Consider the following 16,865-nt stretch of genomic DNA (forward strand, 5'->3'; position numbering starts at 1 on the left):
CGCGGGAGCGGGCGTGTCTTGCCCGGCTACGCGCGACTGCTGTCGCGCGTAGCCCGAACGACAGTGTGCGCAGAACGGCAGACTCCTATGGCGAAGGTGGCTACGGTGATTCCATGCAGCAACGGAAACGGCGGCCCTCCGATCCCCTTGTGCCGCAGTATCCGATCGAGTCGGTCGACAACGCGTTGAAGCTGTTGCTGCTGCTGGGTGAACGGCCCGAGATCCGGTTGAGCGAGGCGACGCGGTATCTGGGTGTGGCCTCGTCCACCGCGCATCGACTGCTGGCGATGCTGGCATACCGCGGCTTCGTGCGACAAGACCCGACGTCCAAGGCGTACCTGCCCGGCCCGGCGCTGACCAGCGTGGCGTTTGCGATTTTCGGGCGCATTGACGTGCAGGCAACCGCCACGCCGGTCATGCGTGTCCTCGGCGAGCGCTTGCGCGAGACCATTCACGTCGGGCTGCTGGATGGTGCCAGCGTCCGCTTTGTCGCCGCCGTCGAGGGCCCCGCCGCTGTCCGGGTGGCCTCCCGGCTGGGCCGCACAATGCCGGCGCACTGCACGTCCACGGGCAAGGTGATGCTGGCTCAGCTGCCGGAACCCGAACTGCGCCAACTGTTCCCGAATGAGAAGCTGAAGCGCATCACCTCGCGGTCGATCGGCACTCGCACCGAATTGGAGGCGGAACTTTCCGGGATCCGGGAGCGCGGTTACGCCACCAACCGCGAGGAGAGCGAGGAAGGCGTGGCTTCGGTTGCGGTGCCGATACCGACCCGGGCTCCGGGTCTATGGCTCGCGCTCAATGCCGCCGCACCGCAGAACCGGTTGAGCAGTTCGCAGTACGCGTCAGTGGCCGCTGCACTTGTCAAGGCGGCCAAGGAGATTGGCGATCAACTGGGCTGAGGGCCCCAGCTTTACGAGCTCATGGCGACTTGGCTGCGCCGAGACCAAACCCGCCGTCTGGACGGACGTGCTCGCCGGTGATGCCGCGGGATTTGTCGGAAGCCAGGAACACGAAACTCCAGGCGTGGTCTTCAGCGGACAGCGCGACGTTGAGCGGGGTGCGCGCGGCCACGTCGCGCGCCCGGTCGGGCGCGTCGTCCAGGCGGATGCTGTCTTGTCGCAGGCTGGCCAGACCACGCAGGTCGGTGTTGAGCGTTCCGCCCGGGGCCACCCCGTTGACCCGTATCTGCGGCGCCAGTTCATGGGCGAGCGCGGCCACCAGCCCGCGGGCGGCGAACTTGGACGCCACGTACAGCACGCCGCCCCGTCCGGGGTAGAACGACGACGCGGATTCGGCCAGCACAATCGAGGCACCGGTGGTGGCCCGCAACCATGGCACGGCCGCCTTGACCGATTGCAGATGGCTGAGCACGTTGGTGCGGAACATTTCGTCGAAGGCGGGGGACAGGTCGTCGCTGCTGATGTCGTTGACGCCCTTGTAGAAGTCAAAGATGCCCACGCAGTTGACCAGTATCTCCAGACCACCGTAGGCGTCCACCGCGACCCTGACTGCGTGATCGTTGGCCTCATGGGTCACCGCGTCGCCTTCGACCACCGGGATCCCGGGCATTTCCCGCCGTAATCGGTCACACTTCTCCCGATCACGTTCCAGCACAGTGATTCTCGCGCCCTCCTCACCAAACGCGTCGACGACGGCGCGGCCGATCCCGGACCCGCCCCCGACGATCAGAGCCCGCTTGCCGTGCAGCCAGTCGGTCATGCCTACGGTTCTACCTCGTCCGGTTCGTCGGGCAGCAGCGGGGGCAGGAGCGGTGCGGGGCAATTGCCGACCATCGCCGCCAGGGTGCGGGGGTTCTGCCAGGTCAGTGCCTCGACCTCCAGAGCGTCCAGGCTGATCCACTTCCCGGTGCGCGATGCCATGATGAGCAACCGCGAACCGTTACGGGTATCCACCCGGCGCACAACGACCTCGGCGAATTCGTTTGCGACCGTCAGGGGTTCGCCCACGGTGCCGTTGAGCAGCTGCTCGAGTTCGTTATTCACAGGAACACCGCCAGGTTCTGCATACGCAACACCGATTCGTCGGCAATGATGCTGCGGTGGGCCAGTTTCCAGCCTCCAGAGCTTGGCGGCCCACAGCGGCGCAGCAGATCCTCTCGGCCGCAGGACATCAGCGCGCTCTCGTTCACGTCGCCGCGGCTGCGGAACAGCAGCTCGGCCGACTCCACCAGCAGGTGGTCGTCATCGTCACCGGCGAAAGTGCGCACATTGGTAATGAAGTGGCGCAGCCGCGACGGTGGATCTTCGGCCCAGGCGTGCTCGGTGGCCATCCGCGCGACCCGCTGGCTCAGCGAGTACTTGTCCTCGTCGAAGTGCGCCATTCCGGGGGAGGTGTCGAAACCCGCGCCGCGTGCGGTGGTGACGCGGACCGGCATGACGTAGCGCACGTCGTCGGTCAGCGTCTTGAGCCACTCGCCGTAATTTTGCGCGTCGAGCAGATATGCCTCGTCCACCAGGAACTGGTGCGCTTGCTGATGACGAATGTCGTTGAACGACAGGGGTATTCTCACTGCAGGTAGTCCGCCCACAACTTGAGCAACTCGCGCTGGTTGTGCTCGTTGTATCCGACTTGAGCGCGGCCCGGCCCGTGGAATGACTCGGGGGGCAGCGCCGCGATCACCGGGCTGTCGTCGGGCAGCAGACCCATCCGGCTGTTCAGCAACAGCCGACGCGCCATCGACCCGCCGGCGGTGGTGGTCAACGACACCCAGTTCTCCACGTCGTCCTGCTCGAACATGCCCGTCGACCCGAAGCACATCAAATACGCCTTGTAGGAGTCCTTCTTGAATTGCTCGGGCGCGGCGGAGTCGACCGCGAACCACGAACACACCTCGGTCTCGTTTGCGCTGATCGGCTGCCACAACCGGATCGAGATGAACGGCAGGACTTGGTTTTCGTGGTCGTGAACCTTGGGCCAGTTGTGCACGAAGCTCAGGTTCGGAAAACAGGTGGCGGCCGAGATCATGAACCCGTTCTCGCCGACCACCGCCTGCTGGCGTGGCGTCCAGACGTCTTTGATCCGCCCGATCATCTCGTCGGGGTAACCCACGTAGCGCATCCGCTCCTCGAACCCGCCGGGCGGCAGCTTGTAGGTGGTTCCGCCGCCGCGATGCGCCCAATAGGTGGCGCCATCCTTGCGCTTCTGCGCTTTCGGCTCGCGGAACAGGCCGATGTCGACGATCGAGGCGTGTGTGTGCGGGGTGTGGTACATGTCGCCGGAGAAGTTCTCGGCGCCGATCTTCCAGTTGGCCTTGATCCGCCAGCGTTGCGGGCCGTGTACTTGCACACCTTGGCCGCTCTGTTTCGTATAGAAGTCGAGATAGAACCTGAAGTCGCCGAGGAAATCTTGCAGCGGTTCGGCGTGCGAGTCCAGGCTGATAAACAGCAGACCGTTGTAGCTGGCGAAATTGGGTGCGGGCCAAAGGGTTTGGCCGGACTTGGTGAACCCCCCGTCGCCCCCGTAGGCCTCCTGGTGGAACGGCAGGCCGGTGAGCCGGCCGTCGTTGCGATACGACCAGCCGTGGTAGGGGCAGCGGAAGTTGGACGCATTGCCCATCTCTGCGCGGCAGACTTGCATGCCGCGGTGCAGGCACATGTTAAACATGGCTCGCACACCGCCATCGGAGTCGCGAGCGATGATGAACGAGTCGTCGAGCACGCGACGCACGACGTAGTCGCCGTCCTGCGGGATCTCCGACTCGTGCCCGACGAACATCCACGCGCGGCTAAACAGCCGCTCCTTCTCCAACGCGAAGACCTCGGCGTCGTTGTAGATGTGCGCCGGAATCATCCCACGGCGGACATCGTCGAAAAGATCCGTCACTCGAGCCCTTGTCTGTTCTACAGAAATAAGTTCTGTTTACAAGAATGACCCAGGTCGCGCGGAGGGTCAATCGGCCAGCCGGTTGCTTCACGCGCGAGCGTCGCTTACGGCTGCCAAGAAACTGGTGACACGACGTTGCAGAACCTGATCCGAACCGATCGCGAGTAGCCTCACGCTACGTGGAGGCCGCACCGCAGCCCGTCGCGTCGCAAGCTGACATCAGCGCGCAGATCGCCCGCATCGCGGCCGAGGATCACACCCCGTCGCAGGCCCACCCGAGGCTGAACTATCCGCCCTATCGCAGCAGCTTCCTGCGTCATCCGAAAAACCCGCTGTTAACCGTCGACCCGGCGAACCTCGAACGTGCGGCACCCTGCTTCGGCCAGCGGGACGTCGATCCGCTCGACGCCGACCTCACCGCCGGGCACCCCGGCGAACCGCTGGGGGAGCGGATCATCCTGAGCGGTCGGGTGCTCGACGAGTCCGGCCGGCCGCTGGCCGGCCGGCTGGTCGAGATCTGGCAGGCCAACGCCAGCGGCCGCTACCACCATCAGCTCGACCAGCACCCGGCTCCCCTCGACCCGAACTTCACCGGCTTCGGTCGTTGCCTGACCGGGCCGGACGGCTCGTACCGCTTCCTGACCATCAAGCCGGGCCCCTATCCGTGGCGCAACCACCACAACGCCTGGCGACCCGCGCACATCCACTTCTCCTTGTTTGGAACGGCTTTCACCCAACGCCTGGTCACCCAGATGTACTTTCCGGGTGATCCGTTGTTCGGGTTGGACCCCATCTTCCAGTCGATCGTGGATCCCCTTGCGCGCCAACGACTCATCGCCGATTACGACCACGACCTCACCGAGCCGGAGTACGCGACCGGTTACCGGTGGGACATCGTGCTGGACCGGTCGCGATGAGTGAATTAGCTTGCACCCCAGGGCAAACGGTCGGACCGTTTTTTGGCATGGCGTTGCCCTACCCCGGTGACAGTGCCCTGGTTGACCCCGCAGACCCCGGGGCAGTCCGATTGCACGGCACGGTGTACGACGGCGCAGGCGGACCCGTGCCCGACGCTCTCATCGAACTCTGGCAACCCGACGCCGCCGGCCGGATCGTGCGGCATCCCGGCTCGCTATGCCGTGACGGGTCCTTCACCGGGTGGGGACGCGCGGCGACCGACGCGAACGGGCACTACGGTTTCAGCACGGTGCCGCCGGGGTCGGCGGGCGGCCCGCCGTTCTTCGCGATCACGGTGTTCGCGCGCGGGCTGCTGAATCGGTTGTTCACCCGCGCCTACCTGCCCGACGGCGACCTGGACGCCGATCCGCTGTTCGCCAGCCTGGACGCCGGGCGCCGGGCCACATTGCTGTGCGTCACCGACCCGACGGGCTACCGGTTCGACATCCGCCTGCAGGGCACCGACGAGACCGTGTTCCTGACATACCGGGACGATCCACGATGACCAACCTGCTCTGGCCAGGGGACCACCGCGCCGGCGAGGTCATGACCGACGAGACGTTGCTGCGCTCGATGGTTGCCGTCGAATCGGCGTGGTTGGCGGCGCTGGCCGCCGCCGGGCTGGCGCCGGCCGACTGCGGCGGTGGCACCGACCTGTGGCACCTGCTGGCCGAGGGCGACTGCGAGTCGTTGGCCGCCGGCGCCGAGGACGGCGGCAACCCCGTCATCGGCCTGGTTGCGCTGCTGCGGCAGCGGGCCGCTCCAGCCGTCGCCGACTGGATACATCGGGGCCTGACGAGCCAGGACGTCATCGACACCGGCCTCATGCTGGCGGTTCGCGCCGCCGCCGATCACCTCACATCCCAACTCGCAGAACAGATTACGGCACTGTCCGCGCTTGCCGACGCGCACCGCGCCACGCCGATGGTGGCCCGGACCCTCACCCAGCAGGCGGCGCCCACCATGTTCGGCGTCAAGGTCGCAGGCTGGCTCAACGGTGTGCTCGACGCCTACCAGCGTGTGGTCACGCTGGCCACCCCCGTCCAACTTGGCGGGGCGGTTGGAACATGGTCCGCCACAACCGAATTGGCCAGCGGCGCGCAGAATCCAGCGGAACTGGCCGAAGCTGTCGTGGGGATCGCCGCAACGACGTTGGGCCTGCAGGCCCGGCTTCCGTGGCACACGAACAGGATGCCGGTCACCGCCGTCGCCGACTCCCTTGTCGCGTGCACTGACAGCTGGAGCCGCATCGGCTCGGACGTGGTAACCCTGGCCCGCCCGGAGATCGGCGAACTCAGCGAGCCTGCCGCCGCCAATCGAGGCGGATCGTCGTCCATGCCGCACAAGCGCAATCCGGTGTTGTCCATACTGATTCGACGGACCGGCATATCAGCACCGCAACTGGCCGCGACGCTGCACACCGCCGCCGCCCTGGCCAACGACGAACGCCCGGATGGCGCATGGCACGCCGAATGGGACACGCTTCGAACCTTGGCAAGGCGCACCGTCGTGGCCGGTTCTCAGTGCGGTGAGCTGCTGACCGGTCTGGTGGTCAACTCGGCACGGATGTCCGAGAACCTCAGTGCCGCAGATGTTCTCGGAGAACAACGCGCCATCGCCGAACTGCTGGGGAAGGCGCCGTCGGCAACGTACTTTGGTGCGGTCGACCGGATGATCGATGAGAGCCTGCACCGAGCTCGGCAGGTCCTCGGCGAATCGCGATGACGGTCAAAGGTCTGTTCGCCGAATCTTGTGCAAGTGGGCGGTGGCGTCGGGATCAATCCTCGGTGCTGACATGATATCCGTTGTGCGGGAAGTGATCATCTCGTGCGTCACCTCGTACACCCGCAGCGGCTTCTTTCTGCCCTTGACCTGGACCTCTGACAACTCGCGCACCGCAAACACCTTGCCGGTCGCCTCGTAACACTCCCGGGTGATCAGCACGTGGGTCTTCATGGTCGCGTTAAGCGACTCGATCCGTTTGGCCGCGTTCACCGTGTCGCCGATCACGGTGTACTCCATCTTGCGGTCGGACCCGATGTTGCCGGCGATGAGCGGGCCGGTGTGCAGGCCGATGCCGATTTCGATCTCGACGCCGCCCTTGTTCTTCTGCTCTTCGTTGAACTGCCCGACGGCCTCGATCATGCGCAGCGCCGCGCGGACGGCGCGCTCGGCGTCGTCGCGCTTGGGCACCGGCGCACCGAACACGGCCATCACCGCGTCGCCGATGAACTTGTCGACGATTCCGCCCTCTTCGACGACGATGTCGACCATGCGCTGCAGGTAGTCGTTCAGCAGGCCGACCACCAACTCGGGCGGCATCTTCTCGCTGATCGAGGTGAAGCTGCGGATGTCGCTGAATAACACCGTCGCCGTGAGCTTTGCGCTGAGGAGGCGGCCGTCGGTCAAGTTGAGGACCTCGCGAACGACGTCGGCGGGCACATACTTCTGAAACACTTGCCGGACACGCTTTTCAGCCTCGCGCGACTCGGCGACCTCGTCGAAAAGCCTGGTGTTCTCGATGGCGATGGCGGCCTGGTCGGCGAAGGCGTGCAGGAGGTTCTGCGACTCCTCGTTGAACTCCGCCTCCACGAGCTTGCTGTCCACGTAGAGCGCGCCGAGGATGCCCTCCTTCGAACGCAGCGGCACGCAGATCAGCGAGCGCACTTCCAACTGCACGATCGATACCGAGCCGGCGAGCGCGGTTTGGGCCTTGGTGGTCAGCACCGGCTCGCCCGTTTTCGTCACCCGGTTGAGCACCGAGCGCGAAATCACCTTCGAAGGATCGGGGATCAGCGTCTTGTCGCGAGTGCGCGCCACCACGAAATCGAGCCGCCCCTCTTGCACCAGGATCAGGAACCCACGCTCGGCCTTGATCAGCTCGATGCCCTTGTCGACGATCGTCTCGAGGACCTTCGCCTTGTCCAGCTCGCTGTTGAGCGCCTTGGTGATTTCCATGAGAGCGGTGAAGTTGCGCAGTTTGCGGCTGGTGGCCAGGTGCGCGTCCGGGTCGGATCCCGGCGCCGTTTTGGCCGGGATCGGCCTGCGGACCTCGCCGGGCGTTCGCTCGTCGGGCACAAAATAGAGCACAATCTCGCCGAGCTGGATGCGGTCTCCCGGGCGCAGTTCGTGCTCGGTCACCGCGAAGTTGTTGACGAACGAGCCGTTGAAGCTGCCGAGGTCGTGCAGCACCCATTGCTTGTTGCGGTTTCGGCGGAACTCGCAGTGACGACGGGAGAGTCCGGGGTCGTCCAGCCAGAGCGTGTTGTCCGGCGCACGGCCCAGGCTTGTCGGGTCGTCGCTCAGCTCGACGACACGTTGCCGGTCCCCGTGCAGGATGATCAACTTCGCCACAGGAGTCCTCCGGGTGTGGGCCCCAACTGCTCAGCGTGCGTAGCTGCTGGCCAGCCAAGTGTGCACCGCCAAACCGGCCATGGCTACCAGTACATCGGCGGCAAGGGTGCCGACGGTATCTGCGCAGCTGGAGGATCGGCCACAGCAGCAGCGGCCCAAATGATTTCGCCCTCGGCGTGCCGGGAAAGTGACCGATGTCCCATTAGAGGCCGGAAGTGATCAGTATCGAGCCGCCGGCCACTGAATGGCGAGGTGAGTGATGTTAGCGTCTGGTACATGGCAGTACCCGTCAAAGATGACGACCGAGGCCGTGTCGCCCGGATGCTTCCCGTCGCCTCCGGTGCCGTAGCCACCACCGTCGGGCCCTTCGCACGCACCGGTCGCTATTTCGCCAGGTCCTGGCGCGACTATCTCGACCACGAGGCCGACGTGCTCCCGATCGCGCGCCCCACTCTGGCGCTGACGGCGCACGCCTTTCGCGACGAGGTGGTGCTGGCGGGGCTCAAGGTGCGCCGCCCGGTGAGCGAGCCGCGGCTATTCGAGCGCATCAACGACGAGGTGGTCGAAGCACTGGCCTTCTACGGCGACAGGGGATGGCTGGAGAACCCGAAGGGGTTTTTCGTTGAGCCCCCACCGCTTCCGGACGTCACCGTGCGAAAGGTCAAGGGGCGTCGACGTTCCTATGAGCGCCTGTCCTTCGACAGCGGATACCGGCCGCACGCGGGGGAACCGGGCCGCGATAGGTGGCTGGCCTACACAGCGTGTCGGCGTGAGCACGCGGTGCTGCTGCGTCATCCCGAACCGCGACCCTGGCTGGTGTGCGTGCATGGCACTGAAATGGGCAGGCCCGCAATCGATCTCAGAATTTTCCGGGCCTGGAAACTGCACCAGGAGCTCGGCTTGAACATTGTGCTGCCCGTTCTGCCGATGCACGGCGCGCGGGCACGCGGGCTGCCCAAGGGTGCGGTGTTCCCCGGCGAGGACGTTCTCGACGACGTGCACGCGACGGCGCAGGCGGTCTGGGACATCCGACGCGTGTTGTCGTGGATCAGGTCGCAGGAGCCGGAGTCGCCGATCGGCCTGAACAGCATGTCGCTGGGCGGCTACATCGCCGCGCTGGTCGCCGCCCTGGACAGCGGGCTGACCTCCGCCATTCTGGGCGTGCCCGTCGCCGACCTGGTCGAGCTGCTGGCGCGGCACTCCGGTTTGCGTCCAGGCGACCCACGCCACGACACGATGATGCTGGCCGAACCGATCGGCCGGATGGTGTCGCCACTGTCGCTTACCCCGCTGGTGCCCATGCGCGGCCGTTTCGTCTACGCCGGTATCGCCGATCAAGTCGTGCATCCGCGCGAGCAGGTGATCCGGCTCTGGGAGCACTGGGGCAAACCGCAAATGATTTGGTACCCCGGCGGACATGCCGGTTTCATCCGCTCGCGGCCGGTGCAGGACTTCGTCCAGGAGGCGCTGCAGCAGTCGGGTCTGCTCGACGAAAGCGCTCCGGTCGGCGACCGTTCGGCCTGCTGAGGTGAGCACCAGCGCGGGGGTCCTCATTGCGGTCACCTTCGTCTGGCTCGGCATGGTGCTGGCGATCTCATTTCTGGAAGCGCCGCTGAAGTTCCGGGCGCCCGAGGTGACGTTGCGGATCGGGCTTGGCATCGGTCGGCTGGTTTTCCGCGCGCTCAACGCCGTTGAGGTCGGCTTCGCGTTGGTACTGGTCACGGTTCTGGCGGCGGGCCATCCGCCGGTGTCGGTCGTCTCCGCGCTCTCGGTCGTCGTCGTCGCGCTGGCCACGCAGCTGATCGCGGTGCGCCCGCGTCTGACCCGGCATTCCGACCAGGTGCTTGCCGGCTTGGACGTGCCACGGTCGCGGGCTCACTACGCTTACATCGCGTTGGAGACGATCAAGGTAATTGCGTTGCTCGTGGCGGGGATACTCGAACTTATCGCCTGAAAGGACTCGCGATGGAATCCATCTCACTGCCCGGCCTGGCCGCCGAAAAGCTGGCCGAGGCCCAGAAAACGCACAGTGGCCGGGCCGCGCACACCATCCACGGCGGTCACACCCATGAACTGCGGCAGACGGTGCTGGCCCTGCTTGCCGGCCACGACCTGTCCGAACACGACAGCCCGGGTGAGGCGACGCTGCAGGTGTTGCAAGGGCACGTGCGCCTGACCGCCGGCGACGGCGCGTGGGACGGCAAACCCGGTGACTACATCGCGATTCCGCCGCGGCGGCATGCCCTGCACGCCGTCGAGGATTCAGTGGTCATCCTGACCGTCCTGAAATCCCAGCCCGGCGCTAGTCACTAACGGTGCTCGCCACGCCGTGGTCGCGCGGCTTTGGCCTGCGGGTGCCCATTCTCAATGCGCCCATGGGCGGGGCCGCCGGTGGTCGATTGGCCGCTGCGGTCACCGCCGCCGGGGGCCTGGGCATGGTCGGTATGGGCAGCACCGCGACGAGGGCGTCACTGCAGGCGCAGTTGTGTCACGTCAGCGGCAGGTTCGGAATCGGCTTGGTGGACTGGGTGATTCGCGACGACCCCGGGTTGCTGGACGACGCCCTGGTCGCGCGCCCCGCGCTGTTGTCGGTCAGCTTCGGCGCCGACTGGTCCTGGGTAGCTCAAGCACACGACGCCGGAATCGCCACTGCCACACAGGTTTACGACGGACCCGGGGCCAGACGGGCGGTCGACGCCGGTGTCGACATCCTGGTCGCGCGCGGAGCCGAAGGCGGCGGTCACGGGGAGACGCGCCTCGGGACGCTGCCGTTGCTCGACATCGTGTTGGACGCCGTATCGGTGCCGGTGCTTGCCGGGGGTGCCGTCGCGTCGCCGCGCAGCCTGGCTGCGGTGTTGGCGGCCGGGGCCAGCGGAGCGTGGGTGGGCACCCGCCTGGCGGCGTGTCCGGAGGCGCTGAGTAGCGACGCGACCCGCCAGGCCCTGATCGCGGCCCAGGCGACCGACACCAGGATCACCCGGGCCTTCGACGTGGCCCAGGGGCTGCCGTGGCCCGCCCGGTTTCCCGCGCGCGTGTTGGCCAATGATTTCGTCGCGCGCTGGGCGGGCCACGAGGACGCGCTGGATGCCGCGGCTCGCGAGGAACTGGCGGCCGGTGTTGCCGCCGAGGACCCGCGGATAGTCCCCGTCGACGCGGGTCAGGGGGTGGGGATGATCACCGGAGACGCATCGGCGGGCGAAGTCATCGAGGAGATGTGCGCGGGTGCCGAAACATTGCTCGCCGCATGGGGTTCGCCGCGCTGAGCGGCGCACTCGGGTGGCGCTTGGCACGCTGACGTGATGCTCGGCACACGAAAGCGTCAGACCGCGCCCAGGTAGCGCTTGGCGATGACGCGCTGGGCCGTCGAGACGAACGGCCCACCGGCTTTGCTCCACCACGTCGCGGGCCGGGAGAACGACGAGACCTCGGCGAACACCGCGGCGGTGGCCGGGTCGCGGCGCACGGCGAACCGCTCCTCACCGCACTCTGGGTGCCCCGGCAGGGTCCCGTAGGCGAAGCCGCGCAGGTCGGGTTCGTCAAGGATGTAGACCACGCGACAGGGTGCGCGCAGCAGACCCAGCATCGTCACCACCACCACCGCCGAGACGACAACGGGTTCGGAGCTGGCCTGCACCCGCAGGCCCGAGCCGCGCTGCATGCCCCAGTGCATGACGGCGTCGGCGGCGCGCTCGAAACGCTGGTCACCGCTGCCGATCTGGGCGCTGACGCTGAGGTGCCGGTATCCCGGCGGCAGCTGTGCCGACGCCGTCGCTCCGACCTCTGAGTAGGTCAGCGGCAGATCGGCAAGCCTGTCGAGGTCCACCCGGTCAGCTTGCCACGCGTACGGTCGTAGGAGTGACAGCACAATCGTCCGGAACGTTCACCCTCGGCGGGGATCTGACCGTCAACCGACTCGGCTTCGGCGCGATGCGCCTGACCGGCAAGGGGGTTTGGGGCCCACCCGCCGACCGTGACGAATGCATCCGGGTGTTGCGGCGCGCGGTGGACCTCGGGGTCAACTTCATCGACACCGCGGATTCCTACGGGCCCTACATCTCCGAGAGGCTTATCCGGAAAGCGCTGCATCCCTATACCGGGCTGGTAATCGCCACCAAGGCGGGGTTGCTGCGCACCGGCCCGGATGTGTGGATCCCGCTGGGCAATCCGAGTTATCTGCGCCAGGAGTGCGAGATGAGTTTGCGCCGCCTTGGCGTCGACACCATCGATCTGTTTCAGCTGCATCGCGTGGACCCGGACTTCCCGTTGGCCGACCAGGTCGGCGAGCTGCTCGCGTTGAAAAACGAAGGCAAAATCCGCCATATCGGTCTGTCCGAGGTCGACGTCGATCAGCTCACCGCAGCCCAGCAGATCACGCAGATCGTGTCGGTGCAGAACATGTACAACCTGTCGCAACGCAAGGCCGAAAAGCTGTTGGACTTCGCGGCCAGCCAGGGCATCGGCTTCATTCCCTGGTTCCCGCTGGCCGGCGGGCCGCTGAGCGCCCCCGACGGTCCCCTGCAGAAGATCGCCGCCGATCACGACGCTTCGCCGGGGCAACTGGCGCTGGCCTGGCTGCTGAAGCGCTCGCCGGTAATGCTGCCCATTCCCGGCACGTCGAAGGTGGCGCACCTGGAGGAGAACGTCGCGGCCGCCGAGATCACCCTGACCGAGGAGGAATTCGAGACGCTGGCGGCCGCGGGGGCGCAGTAGAGCCGCGCCACACCATAGGCATGGGTTTGCCGGGGGACGCCAGCACGGCTGATCTCCGCCGCTCACCTATACGGTGTTCTGGTGCCCGGCGACCATCCGAGACATCCCGGCGGCGGATTCAATCCACCGGAACCCACCACGAAAGGCGGGCCGGACTACGGCAGGTTCATCGACGCCGTGCGCAAGATCCAGGACCACGCCCGCGCCGCCGACGCGCCCGACGAAGTGATCACCGAGGCCGCGGACCTGCTGGAGAAGGTGTCGGTGCTGCTCGCGCCGTTCGACACCGATGAGTGGCAGTCGCCCTCGGGCCGCCGCATGGACCTGCCACTGCGCGGCAACGTCCTGACGGTCCCGCTCTCGTCGCGCAAAACGGAAGACGGCCGCATCGAGGGCACGGCTCGCTTCGCCCGGTTCCACCTCGGGCGCAACGGGGCGGTGCACGGTGGATCCCTCGGGATGTTGTTCGACACCATCCTCGGCATGACGGCGTCGACGCTGACCGGCACCCCGCGCCAACGCACCGCCTACCTCAAGATCGACTATCGCGCTATCGTGCCGATCGAAGAGGAGTTGCAATTCGACGCGGGAATCGACCGGGTGGACGGTCGCAAGATCTTTGTGTCGGGGCGGCTCAGAGATGGCGAAACCCTGCTGACCGAGGCCGACGCGTTGTTCGTCCGGCTCAAGCCCGGCCAGCCCTGAGAACCTCCGGCCCACGTAGTTCCCGATGGCCCCCGAGCCCCCCGATAGCATTGCAACAAACACGCCCGAGCTTGGAGACCAACGCCATGAGTGCCCCCGCACACTCCGTCCCCGGAGCTGATGGCGGCGACCCGCGGCACCCGGCCGCGCCGGGTTTGCGCTCGCCGCGGGCCACGATCCGGGTTCCTGCCGGCATCACGGCGGCCGCCGCGGTCGGCGAGGCGGGGTTGCCGAGACGCGGGACGCCCGACGCGATCGTGGTCGTTCGCGACGCCGACGGCAAGCTGCGCGATCTGAGTTGGGTACCTGAGGCCGACGCCGAGGTCACCCCGATCGGGGCCGACACCGACGACGGGCGCAGCGTCATCCGGCATTCGACGGCGCATGTGTTGGCTCAGGCCGTCCAAGATCTGTTCCCGCACGCCAAACTCGGTATCGGTCCGCCGATCACCGACGGCTTCTACTACGACTTCGACGTCGCGGAGCCGTTCACGCCGGAGAACTTGCAGGCGCTGGAAAAGCGGATGCGCCAGATCGTCAAGGAAGGGCAGCTATTCGACCGGCGGGTCTATGAGTCCACGGACCAAGCCCGCGAAGAGCTGGCCAACGAGCCCTACAAGCTCGAACTGGTCGACGACAAATCCGGCTTTACCGAGAACACGGCCGAAATCATGGAGGTCGGCGGCGACGAGCTCACCGCCTACGACAACCTCAATCCCCGCACCCGCGAACGGGTTTGGGGCGACCTGTGCCGAGGCCCGCACATTCCCACCACCAAGCACATTCCGGCGTTCAAACTGACCCGCAGCTCGGCGGCGTACTGGCGGGGCGACCAGCAAAACGCCAGCCTGCAACGCATCTACGGCACCGCATGGGAGTCCCAGGAGGCGCTGGACCGTCACCTCGAGCTGATCGCCGAGGCCCAGCGTCGCGACCATCGCAAGCTGGGCGTCGAGCTCGACCTGTTCAGCTTCCCCGACGAAATCGGTTCCGGCTTGGCGGTTTTCCACCCCAACGGCGGCGTCGTGCGCACCGAACTCGAGGACTACTCGCGACGCAAGCACGCCGAGGCGGGCTACCAGTTCGTCCACACCCCGCACATCACCAAGGAACAGCTGTACATCACCTCGGGACACCTCGAGTGGTATGCCGACGGCATGTTTCCGCCGATGCACATCGACGCGGAGTACAACGAGGACGGCACGGTGCGCAAGCCCGGGCAGGACTACTACCTCAAGCCGATGAACTGCCCGATGCACCACCTTATCTACCGGGCCCGTGGCCGTTCCTACCGCGAACTTCCGTTGCGGCTCTTCGAGTTCGGCAGCGTCTACCGGTATGAGAAGTCCGGCGTGGTGCACGGGCTGACCCGGGTGCGCGGCATGACCCAGGACGATGCCCACATCTACTGCACGCGCGAGCAGATGCGTGACGAACTGGCGTCGCTGCTGCGCTTCGTGCTGGACTTGCTGGCCGACTACGGGCTCAACGACTTCTACCTGGAGCTGTCCACCAAGGACCCGGAGAAGTATGTCGGGTCCGACGAGGTGTGGGACGAGGCGACCGAGGTGCTGCGTGAGGTCGCCGAAGCCTCTGAGCTGCACCTGGTTCCGGACCCCGGCGGCGCAGCGTTCTACGGGCCGAAGATCTCGGTGCAGGTCAAGGACGCGTTAGGCCGCAGCTGGCAGATGTCGACCATTCAGCTGGACTTCAACATGCCCGAACGCTTCGACCTGGAATACACCGCCAGCGACGGTTCGCGGCAGCGCCCGGTGCTGATCCACCGGGCACTGTTCGGCTCCATCGAGCGGTTCTTCGGCATCCTCACCGAGCACTACGCCGGGGCGTTTCCGGCGTGGTTGGCACCCGTGCAGGCGGTCGGTATCCCGGTCGCCGATGAACATGTTGTCTACCTGAAAGACGTTGCGGCACAACTGAGGTCACACGGGGTGCGGGTCGAAGTGGACGCCAGTGACGACCGGATGGCCAAGAAGATCGTGCACCACACCAACCAGAAGGTGCCGTTCCTGCTGCTGGCCGGTGACCGCGACGTGCAAGCCGGCGCGGTCAGCTTCCGGTTCGGGGACCGCACCCAGATCAACGGGGTGCCCCGGGATGCGGCGGTGGCTGCCATCGTGAATTGGCTCGCCGAGCGCGAGAATGGCGCTCCCACAGCGGAATTGGTGAAAGTACCCGGCGGTGACTGACCAAGAGGGTAGCGAAGACGCCATCTTCGACCGAGGGGTCGGCGAGCGCGACCACCTGGAGCGGCTGTGGACGCCGTACCGGATGACCTATCTCACCGAAGCGCCGATGAACCGCGACGACGCCGCATCCTCACAGCCGTTCACCGAGATCCCGCGGCTATCGGACGAAGAGGGCCTGGTGGTCGCCCGGGGCGAGTTGGTCTACGTCGTGCTCAACCTCTACCCGTACAACCCGGGACACCTGATGGTGGTCCCGTATCGGCGGGTCTCCGAACTGGAGGACCTGACCGATCCGGAGAGCGCCGAGTTGATGGCGTTCACCCAGAAGGCGATTCGGGTCATCAAGAAAGTGTCACGACCGCACGGGTTCAACGTCGGCCTGAACCTGGGGACCTCGGCGGGCGGGTCGCTGGCCGAGCACCTGCATGTGCACGTGGTGCCGAGGTGGGGTGGCGACGCGAACTTCATCACCATCATCGGTGGGTCCAAGGTGATTCCGCAGCTGCTCCGCGACACGCGCCGGTTGCTTGCGGCCGAGTGGACCAACCAGCGCGCATGAGTCGCGCCGGCGACGATGCAGAGCGAAGCGAAGGGGAGGAGCGGCGCTCATGAGTAAAGCGCCCTTCCTGTCCCGGGCGGCGTTCGCGCGGCTCACCGCGCCGACGGCACGGGCGGCGCTGCGGGTTGGCCTCACTCCGGACAGCATCACCATCCTGGGCACCGCCGCCACGGTGGCAGCGGCGCTGACGCTGTTCCCGATGGGCAAGTTATTCGTCGGCACTCTGGTCGTGTGGTTCTTCGTGGTGTTCGACATGCTGGATGGCGCGATGGCGCGCGAACGGGGCGGCGGCACGCGGTTCGGTGCGGTGCTCGACGCCGCCTGTGACCGCGTCAGCGACGGCGCGGTGTTCTGCGGGCTGCTCTGGTGGATAGCGTTCGGGCTGCGCGACCGGCTGCTCGTGGTGGCGACCCTGATCTGCCTGGTGACGTCGCAGGTGATTTCCTACATCAAGGCCCGCGCCGAGGGCAGTGGGCTGCGCGGCGACGGCGGCCTGATCGAACGGCCGGAACGGCTGATCATCGTCC

Annotated in this window: 19 protein-coding genes; 13 read left to right on the forward strand and 6 right to left on the reverse strand. The window is 66.6% G+C overall.

The annotated features are described in order from the left end of the window. The first annotated feature begins 113 nt into the window (after positions 1-113). Positions 114-902 (forward strand): IclR family transcriptional regulator, encoded by a 789-nt coding sequence (locus JO236_RS15350; RefSeq protein WP_293331796.1) that lies wholly within the window; start codon positions 114-116, stop codon positions 900-902. A gap of 19 nt (positions 903-921) precedes the next feature. Here the strand turns inward: JO236_RS15350 and hcaB are convergent, their stop codons facing one another. Genes hcaB through JO236_RS15370 form a run of 4 tightly spaced genes read right to left on the reverse strand, consistent with a single transcriptional unit; the run spans position 922 to position 3,813 of the window. Continuing rightward, positions 922-1,722 carry a 3-(cis-5,6-dihydroxycyclohexa-1,3-dien-1-yl)propanoate dehydrogenase gene (gene hcaB, locus JO236_RS15355; RefSeq protein ID WP_293331799.1) on the reverse strand — a complete coding sequence of 267 codons (801 nt, stop codon included), beginning with the start codon at positions 1,720-1,722 and terminating at the stop codon, positions 922-924. A 2-nt stretch (positions 1,723-1,724) separates the two neighbouring features. Next, positions 1,725-2,006, reverse strand: a complete 282-nt coding sequence (locus JO236_RS15360; RefSeq protein WP_293331802.1) for a dihydrodiol dehydrogenase — start codon at positions 2,004-2,006, stop codon at positions 1,725-1,727. Continuing rightward, entirely contained in the window at positions 2,003-2,533 is a 531-nt protein-coding gene (locus JO236_RS15365) for a 3-phenylpropionate/cinnamic acid dioxygenase subunit beta (protein WP_293331805.1), read from the reverse strand. Before JO236_RS15365 ends, JO236_RS15360 begins: the two co-directional genes overlap by 4 nt. Beyond that, positions 2,530-3,813 (reverse strand): Rieske 2Fe-2S domain-containing protein, encoded by a 1,284-nt coding sequence (locus JO236_RS15370; protein ID WP_293331847.1) that lies wholly within the window; start codon positions 3,811-3,813, stop codon positions 2,530-2,532. Before JO236_RS15370 ends, JO236_RS15365 begins: the two co-directional genes overlap by 4 nt. Before the next feature lie 212 nt (positions 3,814-4,025). Here JO236_RS15370 and pcaH point away from each other — a divergent pair, with 212 nt between their 5' ends. The 3 genes from pcaH to JO236_RS15385 are packed head-to-tail and all read left to right on the forward strand — an operon-like array spanning position 4,026 to position 6,528. Continuing rightward, on the forward strand, positions 4,026-4,763 hold the full coding sequence (gene pcaH, locus JO236_RS15375; protein WP_293331808.1) for a protocatechuate 3,4-dioxygenase subunit beta: 738 nt from the start codon (positions 4,026-4,028) through the stop codon (positions 4,761-4,763). After that, positions 4,760-5,308 carry a protocatechuate 3,4-dioxygenase subunit alpha gene (gene pcaG / locus JO236_RS15380; protein ID WP_293331811.1) on the forward strand — a complete coding sequence of 183 codons (549 nt, stop codon included), beginning with the start codon at positions 4,760-4,762 and terminating at the stop codon, positions 5,306-5,308. Before pcaH ends, pcaG begins: the two co-directional genes overlap by 4 nt. Continuing rightward, positions 5,305-6,528, forward strand: a complete 1,224-nt coding sequence (locus tag JO236_RS15385; protein ID WP_293331814.1) for a lyase family protein — start codon at positions 5,305-5,307, stop codon at positions 6,526-6,528. The genes pcaG and JO236_RS15385 overlap by 4 nt, the downstream gene beginning before the upstream one ends. 3 nt (positions 6,529-6,531) lie before the next feature. Here JO236_RS15385 and JO236_RS15390 read toward each other — a convergent pair whose 3' ends face one another. Continuing rightward, a complete protein-coding gene (locus tag JO236_RS15390) occupies positions 6,532-8,157 on the reverse strand; it encodes an adenylate/guanylate cyclase domain-containing protein (protein WP_293331817.1) in 1,626 nt (541 codons plus the stop codon). Positions 8,158-8,433: 276 nt separating this feature from the next. Between JO236_RS15390 and JO236_RS15395 the strand changes: the two genes are divergently transcribed. From JO236_RS15395 to JO236_RS15410, 4 genes are read left to right on the forward strand one after another with little or no spacing between them, the layout of a single operon-like run. Next, positions 8,434-9,684 carry an alpha/beta hydrolase family protein gene (locus tag JO236_RS15395; RefSeq protein WP_416362253.1) on the forward strand — a complete coding sequence of 417 codons (1,251 nt, stop codon included), beginning with the start codon at positions 8,434-8,436 and terminating at the stop codon, positions 9,682-9,684. Between the two features lie 52 nt (positions 9,685-9,736). Continuing rightward, positions 9,737-10,111 carry a hypothetical protein gene (locus tag JO236_RS15400; RefSeq protein ID WP_416362255.1) on the forward strand — a complete coding sequence of 125 codons (375 nt, stop codon included), beginning with the start codon at positions 9,737-9,739 and terminating at the stop codon, positions 10,109-10,111. 11 nt (positions 10,112-10,122) lie between these two features. Further along, on the forward strand, positions 10,123-10,470 hold the full coding sequence (locus tag JO236_RS15405; RefSeq protein WP_293331823.1) for a cupin domain-containing protein: 348 nt from the start codon (positions 10,123-10,125) through the stop codon (positions 10,468-10,470). A gap of 2 nt (positions 10,471-10,472) precedes the next feature. Next, a complete protein-coding gene (locus JO236_RS15410) occupies positions 10,473-11,420 on the forward strand; it encodes an NAD(P)H-dependent flavin oxidoreductase (RefSeq protein WP_293331826.1) in 948 nt (315 codons plus the stop codon). A gap of 56 nt (positions 11,421-11,476) precedes the next feature. On the opposite strand, the gene JO236_RS15415 is transcribed toward JO236_RS15410, so the two are convergent. Beyond that, the gene (locus JO236_RS15415; protein ID WP_293331829.1) at positions 11,477-11,980 is read right to left on the reverse strand and encodes a DUF1990 family protein; all 504 of its coding nucleotides are present in this window, start codon (positions 11,978-11,980) and stop codon (positions 11,477-11,479) included. A 32-nt stretch (positions 11,981-12,012) separates the two neighbouring features. Here JO236_RS15415 and JO236_RS15420 point away from each other — a divergent pair, with 32 nt between their 5' ends. The 5 genes from JO236_RS15420 to pgsA all read left to right on the forward strand — a co-directional run. Beyond that, positions 12,013-12,867: an aldo/keto reductase gene (locus tag JO236_RS15420; protein WP_293331832.1), complete on the forward strand. Its 855-nt coding sequence runs from the start codon at positions 12,013-12,015 to the stop codon at positions 12,865-12,867. A gap of 81 nt (positions 12,868-12,948) precedes the next feature. Continuing rightward, positions 12,949-13,572, forward strand: a complete 624-nt coding sequence (locus JO236_RS15425; RefSeq protein ID WP_416362254.1) for a PaaI family thioesterase — start codon at positions 12,949-12,951, stop codon at positions 13,570-13,572. 86 nt (positions 13,573-13,658) lie between these two features. Then, positions 13,659-15,779, forward strand: coding sequence for a threonine--tRNA ligase (gene thrS, locus JO236_RS15430; RefSeq protein WP_293331835.1), 2,121 nt, complete (start codon positions 13,659-13,661; stop codon positions 15,777-15,779). Then, on the forward strand, positions 15,772-16,338 hold the full coding sequence (locus JO236_RS15435; RefSeq protein ID WP_293331838.1) for an HIT family protein: 567 nt from the start codon (positions 15,772-15,774) through the stop codon (positions 16,336-16,338). The genes thrS and JO236_RS15435 overlap by 8 nt, the downstream gene beginning before the upstream one ends. Positions 16,339-16,387: 49 nt before the next feature. Further along, positions 16,388-16,865, forward strand: a 478-nt coding sequence (gene pgsA, locus JO236_RS15440; protein WP_293331841.1) for a phosphatidylinositol phosphate synthase, incomplete at its 3' end; no start/stop codon positions are given.

It is taken from the genome of Mycobacterium sp. (genome assembly GCF_019247635.1).
In the GTDB taxonomy this organism is placed as follows: Bacteria; Actinomycetota; Actinomycetes; order Mycobacteriales; family Mycobacteriaceae; genus Mycobacterium.

Coding starts and splice junctions, on each gene's coding strand:
- pcaG (WP_293331811.1), top strand. CDS start 4,760: ATGAGTGAATTAGCTTGCACCCCAGGGCAAACGGTCGGACCGTTTTTT.
- thrS (WP_293331835.1), top strand. CDS start 13,659: ATGAGTGCCCCCGCACACTCCGTCCCCGGAGCTGATGGCGGCGACCCG.
- JO236_RS15385 (WP_293331814.1), top strand. CDS start 5,305: ATGACCAACCTGCTCTGGCCAGGGGACCACCGCGCCGGCGAGGTCATG.
- JO236_RS15405 (WP_293331823.1), top strand. CDS start 10,123: ATGGAATCCATCTCACTGCCCGGCCTGGCCGCCGAAAAGCTGGCCGAG.
- JO236_RS15400 (WP_416362255.1), top strand. CDS start 9,737: ATGGTGCTGGCGATCTCATTTCTGGAAGCGCCGCTGAAGTTCCGGGCG.
- JO236_RS15395 (WP_416362253.1), top strand. CDS start 8,434: ATGGCAGTACCCGTCAAAGATGACGACCGAGGCCGTGTCGCCCGGATG.
- hcaB (WP_293331799.1), bottom strand. CDS start 1,722: ATGACCGACTGGCTGCACGGCAAGCGGGCTCTGATCGTCGGGGGCGGG.
- JO236_RS15370 (WP_293331847.1), bottom strand. CDS start 3,813: ATGATTCCGGCGCACATCTACAACGACGCCGAGGTCTTCGCGTTGGAG.
- JO236_RS15350 (WP_293331796.1), top strand. CDS start 114: ATGCAGCAACGGAAACGGCGGCCCTCCGATCCCCTTGTGCCGCAGTAT.